This window comes from Paraburkholderia sp. BR14374, from assembly GCF_040948685.1.
Classification (GTDB): Bacteria; Pseudomonadota; Gammaproteobacteria; order Burkholderiales; family Burkholderiaceae; genus Paraburkholderia; species Paraburkholderia youngii.
The window spans coordinates 186,830-206,939 of record NZ_JBFPKF010000012.1 but is presented as its reverse complement, the minus strand read 5'-3'; the positions used below and the strand labels follow the sequence as shown (position 1 = coordinate 206,939).

At 60.7% G+C, this 20,110-nt stretch carries 20 protein-coding genes and 3 pseudogenes; 10 read left to right on the top strand and 13 right to left on the bottom strand.

Annotated features, from left to right (window positions below):
• Positions 1–6 precede the first annotated feature (6 nt).
• From AB3X86_RS25565 to AB3X86_RS25555, 3 genes are all read right to left on the bottom strand, one after another.
• A complete protein-coding gene (locus tag AB3X86_RS25565; protein WP_368598172.1) occupies positions 7–510 on the bottom strand; it encodes a hypothetical protein in 504 nt (167 codons plus the stop codon).
• Positions 507–836 carry a DUF5132 domain-containing protein gene (locus AB3X86_RS25560; RefSeq protein WP_368598171.1) on the bottom strand — a complete coding sequence of 110 codons (330 nt, stop codon included), beginning with the start codon at positions 834–836 and terminating at the stop codon, positions 507–509. The genes AB3X86_RS25565 and AB3X86_RS25560 overlap by 4 nt, the downstream gene beginning before the upstream one ends.
• Positions 837–904: 68 nt before the next feature.
• Complete coding sequence (locus tag AB3X86_RS25555) at positions 905–1,435, bottom strand: HMA2 domain-containing protein (protein WP_368598170.1); 531 nt, start codon at positions 1,433–1,435, stop codon at positions 905–907.
• A gap of 572 nt (positions 1,436–2,007) precedes the next feature.
• Between AB3X86_RS25555 and AB3X86_RS25550 the strand changes: the two genes are divergently transcribed.
• On the top strand, positions 2,008–3,018 hold the full coding sequence (locus AB3X86_RS25550; protein ID WP_368598169.1) for a sodium:calcium antiporter: 1,011 nt from the start codon (positions 2,008–2,010) through the stop codon (positions 3,016–3,018).
• Positions 3,019–3,396: 378 nt separating this feature from the next.
• Positions 3,397–3,894, top strand: coding sequence for a hypothetical protein (locus AB3X86_RS25545; protein WP_368598187.1), 498 nt, complete (start codon positions 3,397–3,399; stop codon positions 3,892–3,894).
• Here the strand turns inward: AB3X86_RS25545 and AB3X86_RS25540 are convergent.
• Together AB3X86_RS25540 and AB3X86_RS25535 are read right to left on the bottom strand one after the other, a co-directional pair.
• Positions 3,807–4,001, bottom strand: a complete 195-nt coding sequence (locus AB3X86_RS25540) for a DUF72 domain-containing protein (RefSeq protein WP_368598185.1) — start codon at positions 3,999–4,001, stop codon at positions 3,807–3,809. The two genes, AB3X86_RS25545 and AB3X86_RS25540, sit on opposite strands and share 88 nt — an antisense overlap.
• Positions 3,940–4,110: a hypothetical protein gene (locus AB3X86_RS25535; protein WP_368598186.1), complete on the bottom strand. Its 171-nt coding sequence runs from the start codon at positions 4,108–4,110 to the stop codon at positions 3,940–3,942. The genes AB3X86_RS25540 and AB3X86_RS25535 overlap by 62 nt, the downstream gene beginning before the upstream one ends.
• Positions 4,111–4,585: 475 nt before the next feature.
• Here AB3X86_RS25535 and AB3X86_RS25530 point away from each other — a divergent pair, with 475 nt between their 5' ends.
• The gene (locus AB3X86_RS25530; RefSeq protein WP_368598168.1) at positions 4,586–5,734 is read left to right on the top strand and encodes a prolyl oligopeptidase family serine peptidase; all 1,149 of its coding nucleotides are present in this window, start codon (positions 4,586–4,588) and stop codon (positions 5,732–5,734) included.
• 354 nt (positions 5,735–6,088) lie between these two features.
• On the opposite strand, the gene AB3X86_RS25525 is transcribed toward AB3X86_RS25530, so the two are convergent.
• Positions 6,089–8,287: an ATP-binding protein gene (locus AB3X86_RS25525; protein ID WP_368598167.1), complete on the bottom strand. Its 2,199-nt coding sequence runs from the start codon at positions 8,285–8,287 to the stop codon at positions 6,089–6,091.
• A 426-nt stretch (positions 8,288–8,713) separates the two neighbouring features.
• Between AB3X86_RS25525 and AB3X86_RS25520 the strand changes: the two genes are divergently transcribed.
• Positions 8,714–9,133 (top strand): VOC family protein, encoded by a 420-nt coding sequence (locus tag AB3X86_RS25520; RefSeq protein WP_368598166.1) that lies wholly within the window; start codon positions 8,714–8,716, stop codon positions 9,131–9,133.
• Between the two features lie 253 nt (positions 9,134–9,386).
• Here the strand turns inward: AB3X86_RS25520 and AB3X86_RS25515 are convergent, their stop codons facing one another.
• The 3 genes from AB3X86_RS25515 to AB3X86_RS25505 all read right to left on the bottom strand — a co-directional run bounded on the left by AB3X86_RS25515 (position 9,387) and on the right by AB3X86_RS25505 (position 11,873).
• Entirely contained in the window at positions 9,387–10,490 is a 1,104-nt protein-coding gene (locus tag AB3X86_RS25515; RefSeq protein ID WP_368598165.1) for a PHB depolymerase family esterase, read from the bottom strand.
• Positions 10,491–10,523: 33 nt separating this feature from the next.
• Entirely contained in the window at positions 10,524–10,940 is a 417-nt protein-coding gene (locus AB3X86_RS25510) for a CopG family transcriptional regulator (RefSeq protein WP_368598164.1), read from the bottom strand.
• Positions 10,941–11,168: 228 nt separating this feature from the next.
• Positions 11,169–11,873, bottom strand: a complete 705-nt coding sequence (locus AB3X86_RS25505) for a hypothetical protein (RefSeq protein ID WP_368598184.1) — start codon at positions 11,871–11,873, stop codon at positions 11,169–11,171.
• A gap of 453 nt (positions 11,874–12,326) precedes the next feature.
• Between AB3X86_RS25505 and AB3X86_RS25500 the strand changes: the two genes are divergently transcribed.
• From AB3X86_RS25500 to AB3X86_RS25490, 3 genes and pseudogenes are all read left to right on the top strand, one after another.
• Positions 12,327–12,530: a cold-shock protein gene (locus AB3X86_RS25500; RefSeq protein WP_176106399.1), complete on the top strand. Its 204-nt coding sequence runs from the start codon at positions 12,327–12,329 to the stop codon at positions 12,528–12,530.
• A 275-nt stretch (positions 12,531–12,805) separates the two neighbouring features.
• Positions 12,806–13,030: a hypothetical protein gene (locus tag AB3X86_RS25495; protein WP_176123685.1), complete on the top strand. Its 225-nt coding sequence runs from the start codon at positions 12,806–12,808 to the stop codon at positions 13,028–13,030.
• 178 nt (positions 13,031–13,208) lie between these two features.
• Positions 13,209–13,271: pseudogene (locus tag AB3X86_RS25490) on the top strand (30S ribosomal protein S21); the annotation flags it as partial.
• Between the two features lie 474 nt (positions 13,272–13,745).
• On the opposite strand, the gene AB3X86_RS25485 reads toward AB3X86_RS25490, so the two are convergent.
• Both AB3X86_RS25485 and AB3X86_RS25480 read right to left on the bottom strand, forming a co-directional pair.
• Positions 13,746–14,867, bottom strand: a complete 1,122-nt coding sequence (locus AB3X86_RS25485) for an aminotransferase (protein WP_368598163.1) — start codon at positions 14,865–14,867, stop codon at positions 13,746–13,748.
• A gap of 85 nt (positions 14,868–14,952) precedes the next feature.
• Positions 14,953–15,240: pseudogene (locus tag AB3X86_RS25480) on the bottom strand (NAD(P)/FAD-dependent oxidoreductase); the annotation flags it as partial.
• Positions 15,241–15,937: 697 nt separating this feature from the next.
• On the opposite strand from AB3X86_RS25480, the pseudogene AB3X86_RS25475 reads away from it, so the two are divergent.
• Positions 15,938–16,207 (top strand): annotated as a pseudogene (locus AB3X86_RS25475) (hypothetical protein); the annotation flags it as partial.
• 271 nt (positions 16,208–16,478) lie between these two features.
• Here the strand turns inward: AB3X86_RS25475 and AB3X86_RS25470 are convergent.
• Positions 16,479–16,931 carry a PPC domain-containing DNA-binding protein gene (locus tag AB3X86_RS25470; protein ID WP_368598162.1) on the bottom strand — a complete coding sequence of 151 codons (453 nt, stop codon included), beginning with the start codon at positions 16,929–16,931 and terminating at the stop codon, positions 16,479–16,481.
• A gap of 158 nt (positions 16,932–17,089) precedes the next feature.
• Complete coding sequence (locus AB3X86_RS25465; protein WP_368598183.1) at positions 17,090–17,515, bottom strand: CBS domain-containing protein; 426 nt, start codon at positions 17,513–17,515, stop codon at positions 17,090–17,092.
• Positions 17,516–17,858: 343 nt separating this feature from the next.
• Here AB3X86_RS25465 and AB3X86_RS25460 point away from each other — a divergent pair, with 343 nt between their 5' ends.
• A complete protein-coding gene (locus AB3X86_RS25460) occupies positions 17,859–18,569 on the top strand; it encodes a hypothetical protein (protein ID WP_217910572.1) in 711 nt (236 codons plus the stop codon).
• 144 nt (positions 18,570–18,713) lie between these two features.
• Positions 18,714–19,823 carry an SDR family oxidoreductase gene (locus AB3X86_RS25455; RefSeq protein ID WP_368598161.1) on the top strand — a complete coding sequence of 370 codons (1,110 nt, stop codon included), beginning with the start codon at positions 18,714–18,716 and terminating at the stop codon, positions 19,821–19,823.
• Positions 19,824–20,110: the final 287 nt, after the last annotated feature.

Sequence of the window (20,110 nt, the reverse complement as noted above, 5' to 3'; positions counted from 1 at the left end):
TCCGCCTTATGAATTCGTCCCGGCGGGCGAAAATTCGGGGCCGGCTCGTATCGATGCAAGCCCGCGCCGCGCGTCGTATGCGTACCAGAACAGTGTGACCGCCGGTGCAAGGATCTGTCCCCGTGCCGTCTGAAGTGCACCGAGGCCAGCCAGAGAAGTACTGAGCAAACGGGCACGGCGTTCCGCCGGCCCGCCCGCAACCGGCGCCACCGAACGAGCGCTGCGCGCAATCGCACGCTTCGGCTCCCCCGGCAAGGATTCGGCGGAATGAACCTGCAATGAGAACAGTCGCTGTTGCGAGGCCCATGCCGCAATCGAATTGAGCTCCGTTGCATGCATGATCAGCACACCTGCGGTCAGCGGCGATGCACGAACCTCGATGACGCCATCGCACTGTTCCAGGCGGCGCACGACCTCGGAAAAAAAACTGGCATCGTGCCGCCGCGCTGGGATTTTCAGACGCACCCGGCCGGCCAGCAGGTGCGATATATGTGCTTCCGGGATGGTCATTGAGGCGCCTCTTGGCGCTCTGTTTCGGTCATCTCGGGTGATGTCTCCGAGGGGGCCGGGCTCGCGGTGAATGAAGCGCTGGGCCGGGATTCGTCGAGTTCGGTTCGCGCCTCGGCGACAAGGTCTTCGAATACCTCTCGCATCTCGGCCGCCGCCTCGCGTCCCTTCTCAAATAGAACCACACCTGTCTTCATCGCCGACTTCGCGATGGGGCGGGAAAGCGCTGCCACTACGGGTAACACGACAGGCGCCAGCACGATGGCGCCGACACCAACAGCGAGACCCGCAAGCACGCTGCCCTTGAAAACGTCCTCGGGACCGGCCATGGTCGCCCTCCACAATAGAAGACCACTTTCAGATGCGAATGTAAGGAAAGCTCGACTGCCGTAGCTGATCAGCCTCGCGCGTCGGAGCCGACAGTCGACGATGTTGTTAAACGCTCGGGATGTAGCTTCACGTATGTATCGAGTCCGAGCCAAAGCAGAAACCAGCCCGGTACGCTTTCGATCATCAGTCCATGCCGCGAAATGGACCATACGCCAGCGCCGGCGAGGCCCAAAGGCAGCAATGCCTTGAAGTCGATGGGAACCCCGATCGCGCTGCGAAGCCGGACATTCAGATCGTCGACGGCAGACGCCAGGCTGCGACTGCCACCAGGTTGGCCAGCTTCCCCAATCGCCGACGGCGTTGGATGAACCGTCTCGGACACAATGACATCGAGGTCGCTCAGCAGACCGAGTATCTTTTCCCTGTTTAGCTGAGCATGGTCGTAGGGAATTGTCACGCTGCCTGTGGCGGGGTTCACGCTGACGGAGCGCACACCCGCATGTTCCTCGAGCCGTTGTTTGACCTGATCGAATAGTGCCGTATTCCGGAACGGGCGATCGACCTTGATACGGACGCGCCCACGGATCGAACTCGCCACCCTCGCACGAGGGCGGCGAGTCTTAGCTGACTGTTCCATCACGATCACTCTGCTGGTTCGTATCAACCAAGTTTAGGTCGAAGATCATCGATATTCGACTTCATCTTCGCAGCTCTGACGTCGGACCGCTCGAATTGCGTTCCCGGATACCGGCATGGGCGCGGCGGGAAGTTGTCAGCACCAATGCCTGCGGCGTGGGAAAGCGGCGTACGTTTTCGGACAGCCTGTTCGCTGAGATCACATTTCACGCGATATCGATTGACTCCTCAGAATCAACGTGCTGTAAGCTTGCGGAAAGGAGGTGGCCGCGTTAGACAGCGTCTCGTCCTTTTGGGCAGTAGCGTTCTTTCCGTCCAAGAAGAGAGCGCGCGTCGACATGCCAGGCGTACAGCCGTGGCGCGCTCGGCCGGTTCGGCTCGGCGAGACCATAGGCGCACCGCGTTGCTGCTGGTCGGGCGGCGAGCCGTGCGCTATGGTTCGTCTTCGTTCGACCGCGAGGTCCTCATGTTTTTCCGTATCTTTTCCGACGGTGTTCCCTCAGCCGCGCGCTCGCCTTACTGCGGAGGCGCAGCATGACGCTTATGTTTGTCGAACTTGCGCTCATGCTCGTAGTGATTTTTGTCGCGGCAGAACTATTCACCAATGCGCTCGAGCACCTCGGCGAACGCCTCAAGATATCGGAAGGGGTCACCGGTTCGCTTTTCGCTGCCATAGGCACGGCATTGCCCGAAACGATGGTGCCGTTGCTCGCGCTTGCGGGTGGTACGTCGAGCAAGAGCGTGAATGAAGAAATAGGTGTGGGCGCGATTCTCGGTGCGCCGCTGATGCTCGCGACGCTTACGACGTTTCTGATGACCCTCGCGGTCATTCGCGCACGTGGGTTGAATGGCGCGATTTCACCCGAGCGAACCGGGTTTGTGCGCGATCTGAATTACTTTCTGGTCGCGTTTGCGCTCGCGACAGTCGCCATGTTTGTGCCACACCACATTTGGTACGTCCGGGCGTTGTTTAGCCTCGCGCTGGTGGGCGTCTACGTCATCTATACGGTGATGACTTTTGGTGCGTCGGAACAACTGGTCCGGGGAGGGCATGGAACGGAGGCGCTGGTTGCCATGTTCCTTTCCCGAACGGGCCTACCAACCAATCTTGCGACCATTACCCTCCAACTGGCGATTGGCCTGGCGCTTCTTGTCGGTGGAGCTAAAGGATTTATTCGCGGTGTCCAAGGCGTGTCGCAGGTGCTCGGTGTGTCTGCCCTCCTGTTGTCGGTCATCATCATTCCGATTGCAACGGAACTCCCCGAGAAGGTAAATAGCGTCCTGTGGATTCGACGGGGTAAAGATACTCTTGCGTTCGGCAACATCACCGGCGCCATGGTGTTTCAGGGCACATTGCTGCCAGCTATTGGAATCATGTTGACGCCTTGGGAGCCGCGCCCAGAAGTGTTCACGGGGGTCGTCATTACCCTACTCGCCGCTGCGTGGCTGCGCTTTCAGGCAAGGGCTCGCGGTGTCGCAAACTGGGCGCTGCTGCTCAATGGAGCAGGATACCTAACCTATCTGATCCTGACACTGACGCGGTAGCCGTGTAAGTGTTGACCGAATCCCCATTGGCCGGCACTGCCACGTCATGGGATGCGTCAACTTTGACTAGGTGATATCCCGTGCGATTTTTCCTGGTCGTCCGTGGTGGACACGTCCGACCGAAAGCGCATGTGAACGGCGGTTCTTGGCCGACCGCCGCCCGTGCGGTCGGCCGTACCCGCCCTGAGCGGACTTCCGATGTCTCGCGGCGGCAATGGCTGCACGCAAAGGGAGGCAGTCGTTCGGTTGCGTACTGGTTAGGGACGGTCGCAGGTCTCCCGTTGTTCAGGGAAAAGGCGGGTTAATTATCAGTTTGATATCTCCGACCGGCTGTCGAAGGCTTCATCGAAGTGACGTGACAGAAAACGGCGCAATGGAATGCGGCTTCAGCACTACAATCTGAACGATGAAGCGCGAACTGAACTGCTAGGGTATCTAGTGGTTGCTCAACTCATCGCGCGAGCAACCACGGGGCAATGGCCTGAAGCAGCGCATGTCTGCGAATCTGTACTGCTTTGGCTCTCCGCCAATGGTGGCAATTGCGGTGCCCGGGAACGCTCTGACTTGTCGCGGCTTTCGGTCGCCGCGGCTGAACAGTTTGTCGGCTTGCCGCCGTTCGACGATGAAGCGAGTTTAATTCAAATGATCTTGGCCCTGAACCGTCTTGACTATCGCAAAGCCGACGTCAAAAAAATATTGGCAGTTTGCGTAAGCAAACATGCCAGCGTCAATGCACATATGTCAGCCGCGCGACTAAAGCCGAATGGCATGCTCGCCGAAGATGTCCATCAACGCCCGGGCGCTTCGCTGTCCTTGGGCTCGAAATTGTTGTTGAACACCACATGCGTTCGTTCAACCCGTTCCTCAAATTTTTGAATCCGCGCCGCTAGCTCGTAAAGCTCATCGTCGTTGTAGTCGTAGTTAATCCGCGATGAGGCCGCCGCGTCTTTGATATTCCATACTTCCTGATTCCGACCATGCAGCTGGATCGCCGCGAAGCCGATGCTTGATGTTTCCCGGATGGCGCTCCCACTTTGCCGACGTATTCGGTTCGTCCACAACCACGCTCACGAAACCGATCTCGGGCTCCATTGCAAGCGTCGCCTCCTGCGTTTTGTCGGAGAACCGCGATTTGTGTCGAAGCAGTACAGATTCTTGTCACTCGCCGGCAGTGCTGCCTGTATGTCCTTTGGCAGCATTGTCCTATCGGTCTGATGACCGGCAAAAAGCCGGAAAGCATTAATGTTGAATGTGAACCGGTCAGGGTACCCTCCGCCCGGAGCACAGAATTGGACGGGCTTGGGACCGCGTAGCAGCTTGAATCCCACCTCGACAAATGGAAACCGGTTGCGTTAATGGAGCGTGCGGTTAGAACCGACGTTCCAGGATTGCCGTGCTGCGGGAGCGATTTTTGCTGCGCCGGATATCGTCGGGCACATCGTAAGCCGCAAACATGCGCGCTTTGTCGATCACTATTGTTAGCGAGCTTTGGCGGAAGGCGAAACCGAGCCCAGTTCGACAGTCGGAGTGATGCACTTGTGTAAGTTGCCCCGCCGAGGAGACGACAATGACAACGAAGGCTTTGGGCCGGCGGTTAGCGCCGGCGGTTGCACTAGCGATCGGCCTTGCCGGGTGTGGCGGCAGTGGCGATTCGGCCGGAACATCGGCACAGGAGAAGGCGGTAGCCGGCTCCGCGGGTCTAACCTTGGACAGTGCGTCGGCCCCTTCCGCAATCGTCAAGCTGCAACGCTACAAGATTGATCCGGCGAAAGTCTTCGTCGCAGGTATCTCCTCAGGCGGTTTCGCGGCAGTGCAGATGCACGTTGCTCACTCGTCTACCTTCAAAGGAGCCGCTGTGTACGCTGGCGGGGTGTATTGGTGTGCAGGCGCCGGAGGAGCCGCAACGGCTTTGGCGAACTGTGGCGGCGAGACGCTTCCGACGAATCAGGCGTCGTATAACAGCACGCTGGTGCCATCCGAGGCGTACCTTGACGCGCAATCGTCCCTCGGGACCATCGACCCGGCGACGAATCTGCGTGGACAGCCGGTCTATCTGTGGTCCGGCACGCTGGACGAGGTCGTCAATCCACGTGAGATGGCCGACCTGGACTCGGAATACGCACATTACGGAGCGAATGTTCATTTTGACAATACGTTTCCCGCCGAGCACGGCTGGGAATCGCCTGACGGCGAACTTGCGTGCGGCACTCTCGGGAGTCCCTACATGGTGCGCTGTTCGGCCAATGGCGAAGTCTACGATTCAGTCAAGACGTGGTTGACGATGTTCCTCGGCCCATTGAAACCGCGCGAAAACGGGGCGCTGAAGGGTACGCTGTCTTCATTCGATCAAACGGAGTTCGGGGCGTCCGAAAACGTTTCGATGAGTTCGACAGGCAGCGTTTTTGTTCCCCAAGCCTGCGCGAAGGGTGAAACGTGTGGATTCGTGCTCGCTCTGCACGGCTGTCTGCAGGAGGCATCACTGATCGGCAACCGCTGGGTCACCGAGGCCGGCATCAACGAATGGGCCGACACGAACAAGCTTGTGGTCGTGTATCCCGACACGTTCGCGTCGTCTGCGCCGGGGCCGACCAATCCGAACGCATGCTTCGACTGGTGGGGCTACTCCAATCAATACGACCCGAACTATGCGCTCAAGAGCGGCTTGCAGATGTCCGTGCTCTATGGGATGGTGCAACGCGTGACTGGCCGTCCCTAGGGTCGTCCCGGTACGGTTCGACCCGGGCGCCGATGGCCGCCGACAACACTATCAACGGAGCGGATTTCGGTTATTGCAGTCCGCCGTCAGCTGGACCGTTTCACTGGTGAAAGTCTGGGTGGCCTAAAACCACGAGACCCGCGCATCACCACGCTCGCTGGCGATCAATTACACACGCCTTTCCTGGCCGAATCCGGGCCGACGGCGAATGCACCAAACCGACCCAACGCAGCGACTCGACGCTTACCATCGCTAGCGTCTCGTAACGGCGAACCTGAGTCCTAGGCGCCTCCTTCGGGACAACGCTGCCTTTTGTATAAACATTAAAATAGCAAACCGATTTGAAGAGATCCATTACCCTGAAGCCCGCTCCGCACGGGATGCTCCGGTCAGCGCTTCGACCAGTTCCGCAAGCGCAACCGGCTTGACGAAATGCCGCTCGAATCCTGCTTCGTTCGAACGCCTGCGGTCCTCGGCCTGCCCGTAGCCGGTCAGCGCGAACATCCTCACAGGCGCCACCATGGGCTGTGCGCGCAGCGCGCGGGCGAGCTGATAGCCGTCCATTCCGGGCAAACCAATGTCGAGTATCGCGAACGCCGGCGAGAATGCCGCCGCCACGTCGAGCGCGGTCGCCGGATCGGTCGCCGTCGCTACGTGGAACCCCATCTCGACGAGATAGGCTTCCATCGCCATGAGGCCATCCTTGTTGTCGTCGACCAGCAGCACACGCGCTCCGTTGCCGACCGGATGCGGCATGGCCGGCTGCTCCACGCAGTCGGTCGTGGGCGCCGGTGCGAGCGGGAGAGTAACGGTGAACGTCGCGCCCATACCCGGTCCGTCGCTGCTTGCGACGACCGTGCCACCGTGCAGCTCGACAAAGTTCTTCACCAGCGCCAGACCAACCCCGAGCCCGCCGTTCGAGCGGTCAATCGTCGTCTCTCCCTGCTCGAAAAACGAAAACATGCGCGGCATCAAATCCCGGCTGATTCCGACACCGTTGTCCGCGACCGACACGACGAGTTCAGTTGCGCTCGTCACGGCCTTCACATGAATGCGCCCGCCCGTCTGCGTAAATTTTGCCGCATTGTTCAGCAGGTTACCGAACACCTGAGTGAGACGGCATGCGTCACCGCAGACGATGCCACCATCGTCTGCGAGGTCCAGCGACAAGGTCTGCGAGCGCTGTTCGAGCAGGGGGTTCGTTGCCTCGACCGCGCGCGCGAGCACCGTCGCGATCGGCACGGGCTCGCGCGCCAGTTCGATAGCGCCGCGGGTTATGCGACTCACGTCCAGCAGGTCCTCCACGAGCCTCGATAGATGCGCCACCTGACGCTCGATGATCTCGTGTTGTCTGTCGGGCTTGCCGCCGTTCTGCTTGCGCACGAGCGCGAGCGCCGTCGAGATCGGCGCGAGCGGATTGCGAAGCTCGTGGCCGAGCATCGCGAGAAATCGGTCTTTTGCACCGTTCGCGTTGCGCAGATCCGCGAGCAGGGCTTCCCGCTCGGTGCGCGACTTCTCGACGGCCTCACGTGCGCGTACGTAGCCGGTCACTTCGACCGCACTGAGGATCACGCCGTCGACGTTTCCGGACGACGCGCGCAACGGTTCGAAATGAAGCGTATAGACGCGCTCGTCCGTGTCGCCGGGCCTGTTTGTCCGATACTCTTCATGGACGATCGGCACCCCATCGGCGAACACGCGCTGCAGCGCGGCGACAGTCGCGCCGCCCGCCTCTTCCGGGAAGGCGTCGAGATAAGGGAGGCCGATCAGGTCCGCGCGGCCGACCATCGCGAGATAGCGGGGATTCGTCAACTGGAACGTATGTCGGTTGCCGAGCAGCAGTGCCGACGCGATCGGCGAATTCATCAGCATGGCATCGCGCTGAAGCTCGGCGCTCTGTCGGCGGCGCATCTCGTCTTCGAGCGACGTCGCCCGCTGCTGCGCGAGCGCGAGCCTCAGGTGCAGGTCGTGAGCGCCCGCGTCGCGCAACTTACGGGTAAGGAATACGTGCTGGTGTGCGTCGCAAATGTGGCGAAATAGCGGCGTATGCTCGGCGCCGATGAACTCGCGGTCCGGATACGCGCAGAAAAGCGAGAACCGGTGCTCGCGGGCGAGTCCGTTCCACAGGTGTTCCAGACGCAGCGCTGCTTCGCCGAGGCCCTGCGCGTACAGGATCGCGACCATCTCCCCGAACGCGTGCACCGGCTGCCCCCGTCGCACGGTCCGCGCGACGAGCGCCCCGACCGTCGACATGAAGCGCGCTTCGTCCGGCCACCCGTCGACCATGAAGCCGTCGAGCGCCGTGTGCGCGTCGACGAAAATGGCATCGTGCTTACAACGCCTAGTAGCGTCGGCCGCGTCGAGCAATAATGCCATCGAGGCAATGTGATCAGCGGTGGCGATCGCGATTGCAATCCCGCCCGCGTTCAGCGCGCGTTGCAAAAACGCACCGACGTCTTCGATCAATTCGAGGTCGGACTGGTAGAACTGGACGAAATGGCTGGCATCGTGCTCCATGTGCCGAGCGGCAGCGGGGCTTGTGCTGATCGTCATCGTTGAACCGTATCAAAGCTTCCGCCGCGAGCCGCGAGACTCGCGGTCGAACATTGGGAGAAAACACTCGCGGGCATCGCTACGAGCGCGCAAGAACCATACCCTGCGCCGCGTTTGCAAACACTGAGGCGGGCGAACGCGTTGCGGTTGGAAGAGGGACGACACGGACTTCACTTACAACCTGAAGGTGCAGGGACCGGAGCGCCGATAAGGCTGACCCCGGTAGAAGCCCCGAGTGAGCACATTGAGGTCTCCACGGCCGTCTGACCGATGACGAAGCATGACGGTCACGTGAGTGGCAGACTGCTATCGGCGGCGAAAGGTTGCAGCTGGCCGAGTGCTGTCCGACTTGGTCGGCTGAGCCCGACCACCCTTTGCGGACATTAGGCGCTCGGAGGACAATGCCCTTGCGAATCTCTTCCGAGCATGCCCAACATGGCTAAATTTCGGCCCGATGGATGGCATACCGTCACGCCCCGAATCGTCGTAAGCGATCCGGAAAACCTGATCACATTCATCAAGATGGTGTTTCAGGCAGAGGGCGAATTCCATCACGGGCGGCCCGCCGAAATCATGATCGGCGATTCTGTCGTGATGGTTAGCGGCGGAGACGGCCTTCGCGATCCGATGCCGGCGTTTCTGTATGTCTACGTCGAGGACGCTGATTCGACCTACGAGCGGGCGATTGCGGCGAATGCGATCTCACTCGAAGTTCCGACCGACATGCCATACGGCGACAGGCGAGCGATGGTAAGAGATCCGTGGGGAAACAGATGGCAGATTGCCACACATCAGCGCGACCTTTCTCCTGCCGAGATCGGTTTAAGGTTGGCCAACGACAGATAGGCCGATATTTGTGGAGCACGGAGCGATTTGGGCGTCTCGTCTTCTGCCCCCAGTTGGCCCAACCGGTCCGGTAGCTGAATTGAGAATCTCTTGCCGGCCCGCAACGGATGATCGCGGCAAGTCGACCCAGTTCGGCCGGCGGATCCCCTATTGGGCGAAGGTCACCTCTTGCCGGTTAGCGGCCGTTGGCGACCTCACGCCTCCGTTGCGCGCCCTCCTTGCACCGGATACAGCAGCGCGGCGCGCCGGACGCTCACTGACGACGAGGATGCTCGAGAAAAAATCGCACCATCTCCGCACTGGCGTCGGGGCCGGATGGATCGGTATAGCTCCCGCTTGAAGAGCCTCCGGCCCACGCATGAGGCGCGCCGTGGATGATCCATAGTTCGGCATGTACCCCGGCTCGTGACGTCATGTGCCGGACCGTATGCTTGCGCGCCTGCCCATTAGCGCCCGACGGGCGAGCGGCTATCGGATCACTTGAGGAGAATCCGTGTACCAATCCGTTGGCGTTGGCAGGATGCACGGTCGCATCCGCGTCGCCGTGAAAAACGATGAGCGGGCATTGAGACGCCTGCGTGTCGTGAATGTCCGCTCGGCCAGGTCTGTGCGCTTTGGAGCCGGTCTTGCCGCCGCGCATTGCCGCCAGCGCGGACGGCAAGTCGTGCGCGCATCCGACGGGCAGGCCCGAATGAACACCCGCTGCTGCGTACAGATCGGGATAGGCTTGCGCGACGATCGCCGCCATCGCGCCGCCGGCCGAAAGACCGGCAACGAACACGCGTTTCGGATCGACGTTGTAATTTGCCATGACTTCGCGCGTGATGCCCGCGATCAGCGACGGCTCGCCGTGGTCGCGCTGCTGATCGGCAGGCCTGAACCAGTTCCAGCATTTCGAGGTATTTGCGCGTTGCGGCTGGGTCGGATAAGCGACGATAAAGCCGTGCGTTTCGGCAAGTGCGTTCATCCGCGTGCCGGCTGCGAAATCGTCAGCGTCCTGCGTGCAACCGTGCAGCATGACGATGAGGGGCAGGGGATCACTGTGGTATTGACTGGGGACGTAGACCTTGTAGTTACGCTGGCCCGCGGCGTTGACGTAGCGCCGCATGCTGAAGTGCCCGCGATCCTGCACGTCCGGTTCGGTTTGCGTCTGATGGGCGCGATGCCGGCGTTGCAGGAGGTCGGCGAAGCGCGTTGTCGTCCTGTTCTCATCCGGGTCTGCATGCGCGGTTGCCACGTCCGTCGGCTCGCCACGTATGGCGCGCTTGACGATCTCCGCGGCCGCAGCGGCGTCGTTGTTGCGAAAGAGGGCGAACGCCTCTTTCATCGAGTCCAGAAAGCCTTCGTTGAGTTTCATGTTTTTTCCGATAGCGGGAAAGAGTCAGGGGCGTCAGCGGATTCGATCCGCCAGCGCGGCCTTGACCGCCGGTGAGGCATGGAGCGCGCCTCGAACCAGAATCGAGTCGATCGCTGCCAGCGCAAGTTCGGGTGACACGTCCATAGCAATGCTCGCCAGTCCCAGCACCTGAATTCTGAGTCGCTGACGCGCGGCGCACGCTGCCTCGAGGTCTTGTTTCGAGAAATGCTGGAGCCCCAGTACAAGCTCACGGCGCGTTACGGTTTCCTTGACGGCAGGAGCATGAATCGACAACTGATTGCGGATGGCCGTACGGATCAGATCCGTGCGGTTCGAGTAAAAGCCCTCTTCGACGAGCAAATCGATTTGCCCCAGATCGACTGGACCAAGATTGATCGTAATTTTTTCGGTCTCGCTACCTCGCGAGCGATCCGGCACTTCTTTTGCCATATGCAGAAATCCTCCCTGCACCATCCACATGGATGGTTATAGGATGGTTTCAAGAGGGCGTCAACGCTGATCGCTGCGATTGGCCCGTGTGCGGTCTATCGGCAGAAAGACGCGCGCGGGGAGGTAACAGGCGATGTCGGTGTGCGTCGAGGCGACGCGAGGACGAGATGGATTGCGAGTCGTGTACTTCGTGTTCCAGTGCCACGGTCCAGGGCCTTACGCCGATAATCAGCCAGCGCGGTGCCAGCAACCGGATTCCGGGCACACGGCGGCTGGTGCGCCGTTCATCCAGATTTGCTCCTCCTCTAATCGCTGCGACGACGGGCGGTCGATGTCGAAGATCACCTTGAGTGCTTGCCCGACATTGGCGTCTTCGATCGGAAGCTCCCACGTCAAGAAAATCTGGGTGAAGTCCTGGTCCGGCGCGAAGTCGGCCGCAGAGAAACTCTCGCCGCCACGCGGAATCACGCCATGGGGCTGGCCCGTATCGAAAATGACGGCTGTTCCGCGCTTGAGGGGAATGCATTGACCCGTAGAGGGAAACCGCAAGTCCAGTCCCTTGTCTTCACTCAGGAACAGATTGCAAAACGCGGCACTGCCATATTGCTCACCATCATGGTGATATCTCGCGCCACGACAGGCCATCAGCGCCATGTCACTATCGGCGAGCACCGCGGGCAGTCCCAGGGCGCACATCCAATCGGACATGGCTTGCACGCAGCGCTTGTAGGCCGGCCAGCGCACTTGCGTGCGCGCCAAAGGCATTGCCTCGACATCCCCAGGTTCCAGAGCGAGTCGCGTCGATATCTCTCTTTGCCAATCTGCCACCACGGGCGCAGGGGGTGAAGGTACATCGAGCGTGGTCCATAAAACGATGTCACTTACGCGTCGACTGCGGATGGCGTCGCCGCTCCAGAAAAAGGAAGTCAGCATATTTCTCATTTCATGCTGTCGAAGGGAGTTCGTCGAGGCATTGTAATGATTCAGCCTAGTCATCCCGGTAAAAATCGGCGATGAAGCGTTCATCACCTGGTCACGTAGCCAAGTCATTCCAGCGTCGGCTGCCCCTTTGGAAACAGCCAGACGTCAATCCACTAATCTGATACAAAGGCGCGCAGTGAATAACCTGCATGGCATGCCAGGCAGGGTGCACAGCCAAGCGGTGTCGCATCGCTTCGTCAGCAGCGCGGCCCGCCTGCTGAAATGGTTACAAGATAAGTGTTGACTCTGACCCGCCTGGCGGGTACTGTGCCGTTCGAAGTTCAAGAAGTTCGATTGCTGTTCATCAATTGCTCGCTCCTCAGCGGTATTCGTTGTCCTCTCCCTCCTTGAAGCTTCAAGCGCTCTTTGACAGAGCAAGTCTTCATTTTTTCTCAAGGATTCTTCATGGAAACCGGTACCGTTAAATGGTTTAACGACAGCAAAGGCTTTGGCTTCATTACCCCGGACAAGGGCGGCGACGACCTGTTCGCTCATTTCTCCGAGATCCGGGCCGACGGCTTCAAGACGCTGGCGGAAAATCAGAAGGTGAGCTTCGAAACGAAGCAAGGCCCCAAGGGTCCGCAAGCGGCTAACATCAAGCCGCTGTAAAGATTGAAGGACCCGGCATTCGACGAACGCCGGGTTGCGGCGACACCCTCGCGGAGTTTTTGTCTCCCAAAGTTGGCGCGATCGCCGTTAGCTGCATCTGCTGATTCGGCAGCTTAGCGAGCGCCATACGTCTTGTTGCGCCTCATTCTCTCCTCAGGCCTCAACGCCATCTTTCGCCTTTCGACTGCTTGATGAATCGGCTCGAGTGGCTTTGGGTCAACGCACCCGTGCCCTTTCGTACGGTACGTGCGCACTCCAATATCATTAAAATTAAAATGCAAAACAAACAAGTTCAACAATACAACGGCTATGCCGTCCAATCCTCGGCGCATCGTTTGCCCGACGGTAACTTCTCATCCAACCTGTTGCTCGAACGCCTCGATAACGCGCGAGCCGAAGGCCGCTACTGGTTCTATTCACTCGACTACTTCACGAGTGAAGAGCAGGCGTTGCAGTACTCCAGCCAATGGGCACGCAATTGGGTCGACACCCGCGGTTAAGGGCGACTCCACAGTTCGAAACATCCAGCGCATTCGAAGCGCCAGGGCGGTTGCAACCAAAGGCGCTCAAACATTGCGCAGGTTTTAGAGCGGCACGTCGTCGGCACGCGCGGCTATCGGCCCACCGTCCTTCTGGCCCGCCGATAGTGGCCTGGAAGATGGCGGGGCTCAGCCCGTGAAAAAACCTACCACCGAACGCAAGCGCAAAAAGGCTGCGGCAGTGGCACGACTGCGCAAGTAGAGCAAACGGTCGTTGCCGCCAAAAAAGCGGTATTGCCTGGAATTTACCGGACAGGCATGCTAAAGGCGCCGGGCATCCCGCTAACCTCCGTATGGGGCTTCCTTCTGATCCTGGCCGATTGGCCGGTTGGGTTCGCATACCGGCCACGCGATTTTCTGCAATCGATAGACGGCTTCGGATCGGGCTCGGTCAGTCCGCTCCCCAAACTCATCGCTCGAAAGCGGTCACCGGAATTTCGCGGCCCCGAAGCGGCCAGTCGGCAGTGCGGACTCCCGACCCATACCGGACGGCGGTGCATTTTTCGATCTTTGTCTGCTCTTGGTGGCCAGGCAGCCGTTCGAAGTACCGCAAAGAATCCGTGCCTGCCCGGACCACACAAGGCGCGCCGGCGGAAAGCGTCGAAAAGCCCGGCATTCGCAGCGCTAGTCAATGTATAAAAATCCAGTCCGAAACAACCGCGAGCGTTTGCATCAGTCAGTGATGTGCGGCAAGGAACTCCGACATCTTGCGGAGCCCCGTCTCCAGCACCTTCCGATTGTTCGCATAGCCCAAACGCACATACCCTTCCATGTCTAGTGCGCTGCCGGGCGTCAGCATGACGCCGGTTTCCTGAATGAGTTGTGTGCAAAATTCGACGGAGTTCATCGACAGGTCGTACTTCAACAGCGCGGTCGTCCCCGACTTCGGCTTTACATACGAGATGGAGGGTTCCTCGGCGATCCAGGCGTCCACCAGTGCGAGGTTAGTGCGGACAATATCGTGGTTGCGGGCGAGAATCTTTGCCCGGTTCTCCAGCGCGATTGACGCAAAGTGGTCATCGATCATCCCAACGCTGATGGTGTTGTAGTCACGATGGATTGCGACGGCACGAATCAGGTCTGTTGGGCCGGCGATCCATCCAAGACGAAGTCCGGCAAGCGAGTACGTCTTCGACATACTGCCCGTGCTGATGCCGCGCTCGTAGACGTCTGCTATCGATGTGGTATAGCCGCTGCCGTGCTGATCGGTGCCGCGATAAACCTCGTCGCACAGGACGTAGGCTCCGCACGAACGCGCAATGTCACCGACCTTGATGAGGAATTCTTCGTCCATCAACGAGCCGGTGGGGTTGTTCGGGTTGTTGATCGCGATGAGCCGGGTCTTGTCGTTGATGAGACTGCGCAGTTCAGCCAGATCGGGAAGGAAGCCATTCTCCTCGCGCAGTTTCAAAATTCGTACATCAGCGCCGTAGCTTTCAGGAATGGAGTAGTGCTGCTGATAGGTGGGCAAAACCGAAATCACCGCGTCGCCCGGTTCGACCAACGTCTCATAGACCAACGCATTTCCACCAATAGCACCGTGCGTGACGATCACATTTTCGGGTGACTGACGGTCGTACATTGCCGAGATCGCCTCGCGCAATCGCGCTGAGCCTTCGATTGCGCCGTATGTGAGCTTGAGCCCGCGCAGCTCATCGAGGATGCTGTCCTGTTTGCCGGCGAGCGTCAACAACTGGTCCACGGTCAGCGATTCGACGCACGTTTCAGCAAGGTTATACGTGCACTTCGTCTCATATAGATCCATCCAGCGCTCGACGCCAAAGTCCTTGATTCTCATGTCACACTCCTTGATTGTTTAGTAACCTGTTTGAGTTCTGCAGCAGGTGGTAATGCCCTCTATTCGTCGACAGGCATCGGCCTGCCTAGTGGCAGAACCGTTCGGGGCGAAAGGGCGTTGCATCGGAAAACGTCGGCATTCCTGTCATCATCTCAGCCAGGAGCCGCCCCGTCACCGGACCGAGCGTGAGTCCATGGTGGTTATGCCCGAAAGCAAACCAGAGTCCGCGGTGGCGGGGAGCAAGACCGATCACGGGACGCATGTCGGGTGTGCATGGACGCAGGCCGAGCCATGGACTAGCGTCCATTCGGTGGCCAAGACCAAAAGCGGGTCGCGCCGCACGCTCCGCGCGTTCCAACTGGATACCCGTGGGCCTGGCTTCGCGCAGCGCGAGGACAACGCAAAGGACCGACATGCTCACCACTCTCTGCACACGCGTGCTGACTTCCGTCGCCGTCGGGCTGTTCTTGCAGGTAGCGCCGGGATGCGCGGAGCAGGCGGCGTCGACCGAAGCCGCCGCCTCGGCTTCCGCGCCGCCGAAGATCGATCCGCTGGTACTCACGCCGGTACCGGTCGTGCTGGACGGCCGGTTCGAAGTCGCGACGCCGGCCGGGCGGGGCATCGTCCCGATTCACGTGACACGCGACTGGTCGGTGCCGCAGCCCGACGTGACGCGTGCGGTCGTGGTCATTCACGGCTGGCCGCGGCGAGACCTGGCCTCGGCGGACAATGCGGCAATCAAGGCAGGGGCGGCGGCGGAGCACACGATCGTCGTCACGCCGCAATTCCTCATTGCCGCGGACATCGAGGCCCACCACCTGCCCGGCGGCATGCTGCACTGGGGTCGAGATGGCTGGAAGCCGCTCAATGCGGACGACACCGCCAGCGCCAGCGCCAGCGCGAGCAGCGCTGTTACGTGGGGGCGTTTGGCTGCGACAACGGACTTCGCGTTGTCGGCCCACACCATGTTCTTTTGCATTTCTACCGTCTCTGCTCTACCGGTGCCGTCGATCACGCGCTTCGCGCGTAACAGTCTGCGGTGCAACGGTGCTCATCAACGATCGGGTCCCGGTCCGCTCGAGGTCGGCGCGGTCGCTCCCTGGAGCATCACCCACTCTTTCCCGATCGAAGACGACGAGCACGGCCGCGTGACCGTCAGTCGCCTGATCAGCACCGGCGCGCTCGACTGCAAGGAAATCGTCTTTTCCGTCGATCAGAACGCAACGCGCGACAAGCCCGCGAGCAGCGCGTTTTACATCGCGTCGGCTTGCCGTGACGGTAAGGACTGGCGTTGGGCATCGGCCGAACCCGCCACCGAGCGCTGGGGTGCGCTGCAATGATATTGCGTTCGCCTGGCGTTCCGATGGGTGATCGGCTGCGGCTCATCGCGGCCGGCGCGATATGCCTGGTTCACGGCGAGCGCGTGCCAGCAGGACAAGGGCTGGAAGTGGGCGACGGCCGAGCCGGCGGTCGCACGCTGGGGCAATTTGCAATAAAGAAGCGGCGAATGTTGCTCGCCGCTTCCTCCCTCCGTCTCCTTCGCACTGAAACATCGCGGTCGTAGACACCCCTTCGACGGCCCCTATGGCGATTCTATTCGTGCCATAGCGATCAACCTGAATCCAGCGCGATCAAGGCGATCCCGCCGAACTCGCTGTGGGACGTTCGACGCAGGTGGGCCGGTGCCTCGACCAGCATGACCTCGAGCGTCGGACGCACGTGCAGTTCCTGAATGTGGCCGCCGACGGTGCGGCCGCCTTTTAGTCCAAGGAGTCCGTGCAGATGCAGCGATGGCCGGCCATCGTCTCCCTTGGCGACATCGCCCAGGATGGAGATCACCTCGCACTGCTCGTCCACGGAGATCGGCTCATAGGTCTTTGTTTCCCAGTTGAGCCATGCCACGACGCCGCACTGCAGCGCGCCTATCGCACTGACCCGGGCGCCTTCGATCCCATTGTTGCCAGCGAAAGCCTTGAGGCCGCCGACGGCTTCCTCCCCCGTATCGAAGACGACCACGTAGGTGCGGCCACCTTGGGCGTCGGTCTCCAGCAGCTTCGATTTCATGTTGGCTCTCCTCTGTCTTTATCGTCTGCTATGTGCACTCTGCGATTCCCGAATTTACAAAGGGCCGGGTGAATCGTGCGTGGCCCATCTTCCAAACACATGCGGCACTCAGGACAGTCGTGAGTACCGCGCAACTTGCCGGGGCGACAAATGACGCGTCAGCGGTCGGGCGTCGAAGGCGTGGATACGGCGGAAAGCGTCGAAGAAGTGCCGCGGCCCGCAGTCGTTGCAAGGTCCCCGAGCGCGATGATGCCGACGAGATGCTTTTCCCGATCCACCACCGGTAGCCGGCGAATCTGCGCATCCGCCATTTTCTTTTGGGCTACGTCGAGGTCCTCGTCTTCGAAGCACCAGTTGACCGGGCCGCTCACAATATCCTCGATGGGCGCGTCGGACGACATTCCTGCAGCGATCGCGCGCACGACGATATCGCGATCCGTCACCATACCGAGGAGGTTGGCGCCATCGCAAACCGGCAAGGAGCCGACGTTCAGTTCGTCCATCAATTTCGCCGCTTGCTGAATACTTTGCGCTGCGCCGATCGTGGCGACGTCGCGAGTCATTACTTGTGCTACTGAGGTCATGGTTTGCTCCTCGTAGAGGTTGAACTGTAGTTTCAATCGCAGCACGCGCCATTCCAGAAAAGCGCTTGGTTGTTTGGGTATGGGCATTGCGGCGACCTATTCGTGTCATGCCAGAAATGGCTTCTAAAAGGTGTGTTGCTTCGGTGCGCCAGCCGCTGCAAGTCAAGCGCCGCGCCCGAAGTCCACGCCGCCCACAGACAGTGTCATGCATAGCGTAAAACGAAATCCACGCAACCAGGCTGACGGCGCGCAGAGCCCCGTCTGCCCGACCTGCGGCACGCAGTATCCACCGTCGAGCACTCCGCCGCGACAATGTGCGATCTGTTGCGACGTTCGTCAGTTCGTGCCGCGCGAAGGTCAGACATGGACCGATCTCGCGAGCCTGCGCGTCAAGCACGCAAACGCGTTCAAGCGGCTACGCGCTGGCCTGTACGAGATTCGCACGCAACCGCCATTCGCGATCGGACAGCGTGCGCTGCTGGCCACCACCGCTGCCGGCAACGTGCTATGGGACTGCGTTACGCTGCTCGACGATGCCACGGTCGACATCGTCGATGCGTTGGGCGGTCTCAGCGCAGTGGCGATCTCGCATCCGCATTACTACGCGACGATGGTCGAATGGGCACGAGCCTTCGGCTGTCGTGTCTGGCTGCACGACGCCGACAGGCAATGGGTGATGCGCGACGATCCCGCGTTGCTGTACTGGTCCGGCGAGCGCATCGCATTGAATGACGAGGCGACGCTGTTGCGGGTTGGCGGACATTTTCCGGGTGCCACCGTGATGCACTGGTCGAACGGCGCGGGTGTGCTGCTATCGGGAGATGTGCTGCAGGTCACGCCGGGACGCTCGCACGTTTCTTTTATGTACAGTTATCCCAACTATTTACCCTTGTCGGCGAACTGCGTGCACGCGATCGAACAAGCGCTCGACGGCGAAGCGTACGACGCCGTATACGGCAGTTTCGCGAATGCGGAGATCGAGCGCGATGCGAAGCGGGCGGTGGCCGATTCGGTTGCAAGGTACGTGGCGCTTCTCGACGATCGCCCGGTGTGATCGTCGATTGCGCAAACGAAGGACGAGTGAAAGACCAGCGCGGGAGGCGGCGCGTGACGACCGCTTACGCGCGCGTAGGAAATGAAAGACATGGAAGGGTACAAGGCTTGCTCGATCGTCGGCACATCGAAGAAGGAGAAGCCCATGTCCAACGATCGATCGACGAGCGCTCCTGGCCGCGAGTCGTTAGCGCAAGACAACACGCCCGCGGACCAGGTGTCCCACGGGCGCCGCAAGGTCGTACAAAGCGCCGCGGCCGGTCTGGCCGCGGTCTTCGCCGGAAACGCGCTCGCAGCCGATCCCGGCGCGCCGGGTAGCCAAGCCGCTGACGCACCCGCAGCACCAGCAGCGCCTGCCGTTCCCGACGCGAACGCGGCGCTAAGTGATCCGCGCGATCTGTATCCGCACCCACCGTTTCAGGATCAGCAGCAGCCGTGGCCCGGCCTTGCGAGCCGCATGACGCCGCGTCCCGATCATGGCGAGTCCAGCTATCGCGGCAGCGGACTGCTGGCGGGCCGCAAGGCGTTGATCACCGGCGGCGATTCGGGCATCGGTCGCGCAGCGGCGATCGCGTTCGCACGCGAAGGCGCAGACGTATCCATCATCTATCTGCCCGCCGAGGAGCCGGACGCGAGCGAGGTCGTGGCACTGATTCGCGGCGCGGGTCGCAAAGCGCTCGCGATACCCGGCGACCTTCGCGACGAAGCGTTCTGCAAGCAGGCCGTCGATCGCGCGGCGAACGGCATGGGCGGCCTCGACATCCTCGTCAACAATGCGGGACGCCAGCACAGCCACGATTCGATTCTCGACATCAGCACCGAGGATTTCGACTGGACCTTACGCACCAATCTGTACGGCATGTTCTGGATCACGAAGGCTGCGATCCCGCATATGCCACCTGGTGCGGCGATCATCAACACGAGTTCGGTGAATGCCTACAATCCGTCGGTGAACCTGCTCGACTACGCGATGACGAAGGCCGCGATCGCGAACTTCACGAAGTCGCTAGCCAAGCAGATGATCTCGCGCGGCATCCGCGTGAACGCGGTGGCGCCCGGTCCGTTCTGGACGCCGTTGCAGGTCAGCGGCGGCCAGACGATGAAGAACCTCGAGAAGTTCGGCGGCGACACACCGATGGGACGTCCGGGTCAGCCTGCGGAAATCGCGCCGGTTTATGTGGCGCTGGCGATGACGCGCGCGAGCTATGTGACGGGGCAGGTGTATGGCGCGACGGGCGGCGAGGGTCCGCCGTGAGCGCATGGGACAAGGGATCGCTGCGCGACGCGATGCGTGGAACACGCCGTTTTCTACTTCGGGTATGCCCACGGCGAGCAACCGGCCCGATTTTCGCAAAGCCAGTAGTAGCAGGCGGCTTCGTGAGAGGCAAAATCATCACCGCGCTCACGGAGGCGTTCTCGCCATTGGGCAACGTCCATTATCGAAGCATGCGCACCGTCGGCGGTCCAGAGCGCTGCCATCAGATATTTGTCTACTTCGATCGGCGTCCCATTAACGATAACAGTCGGGATTGCCAGAGATTC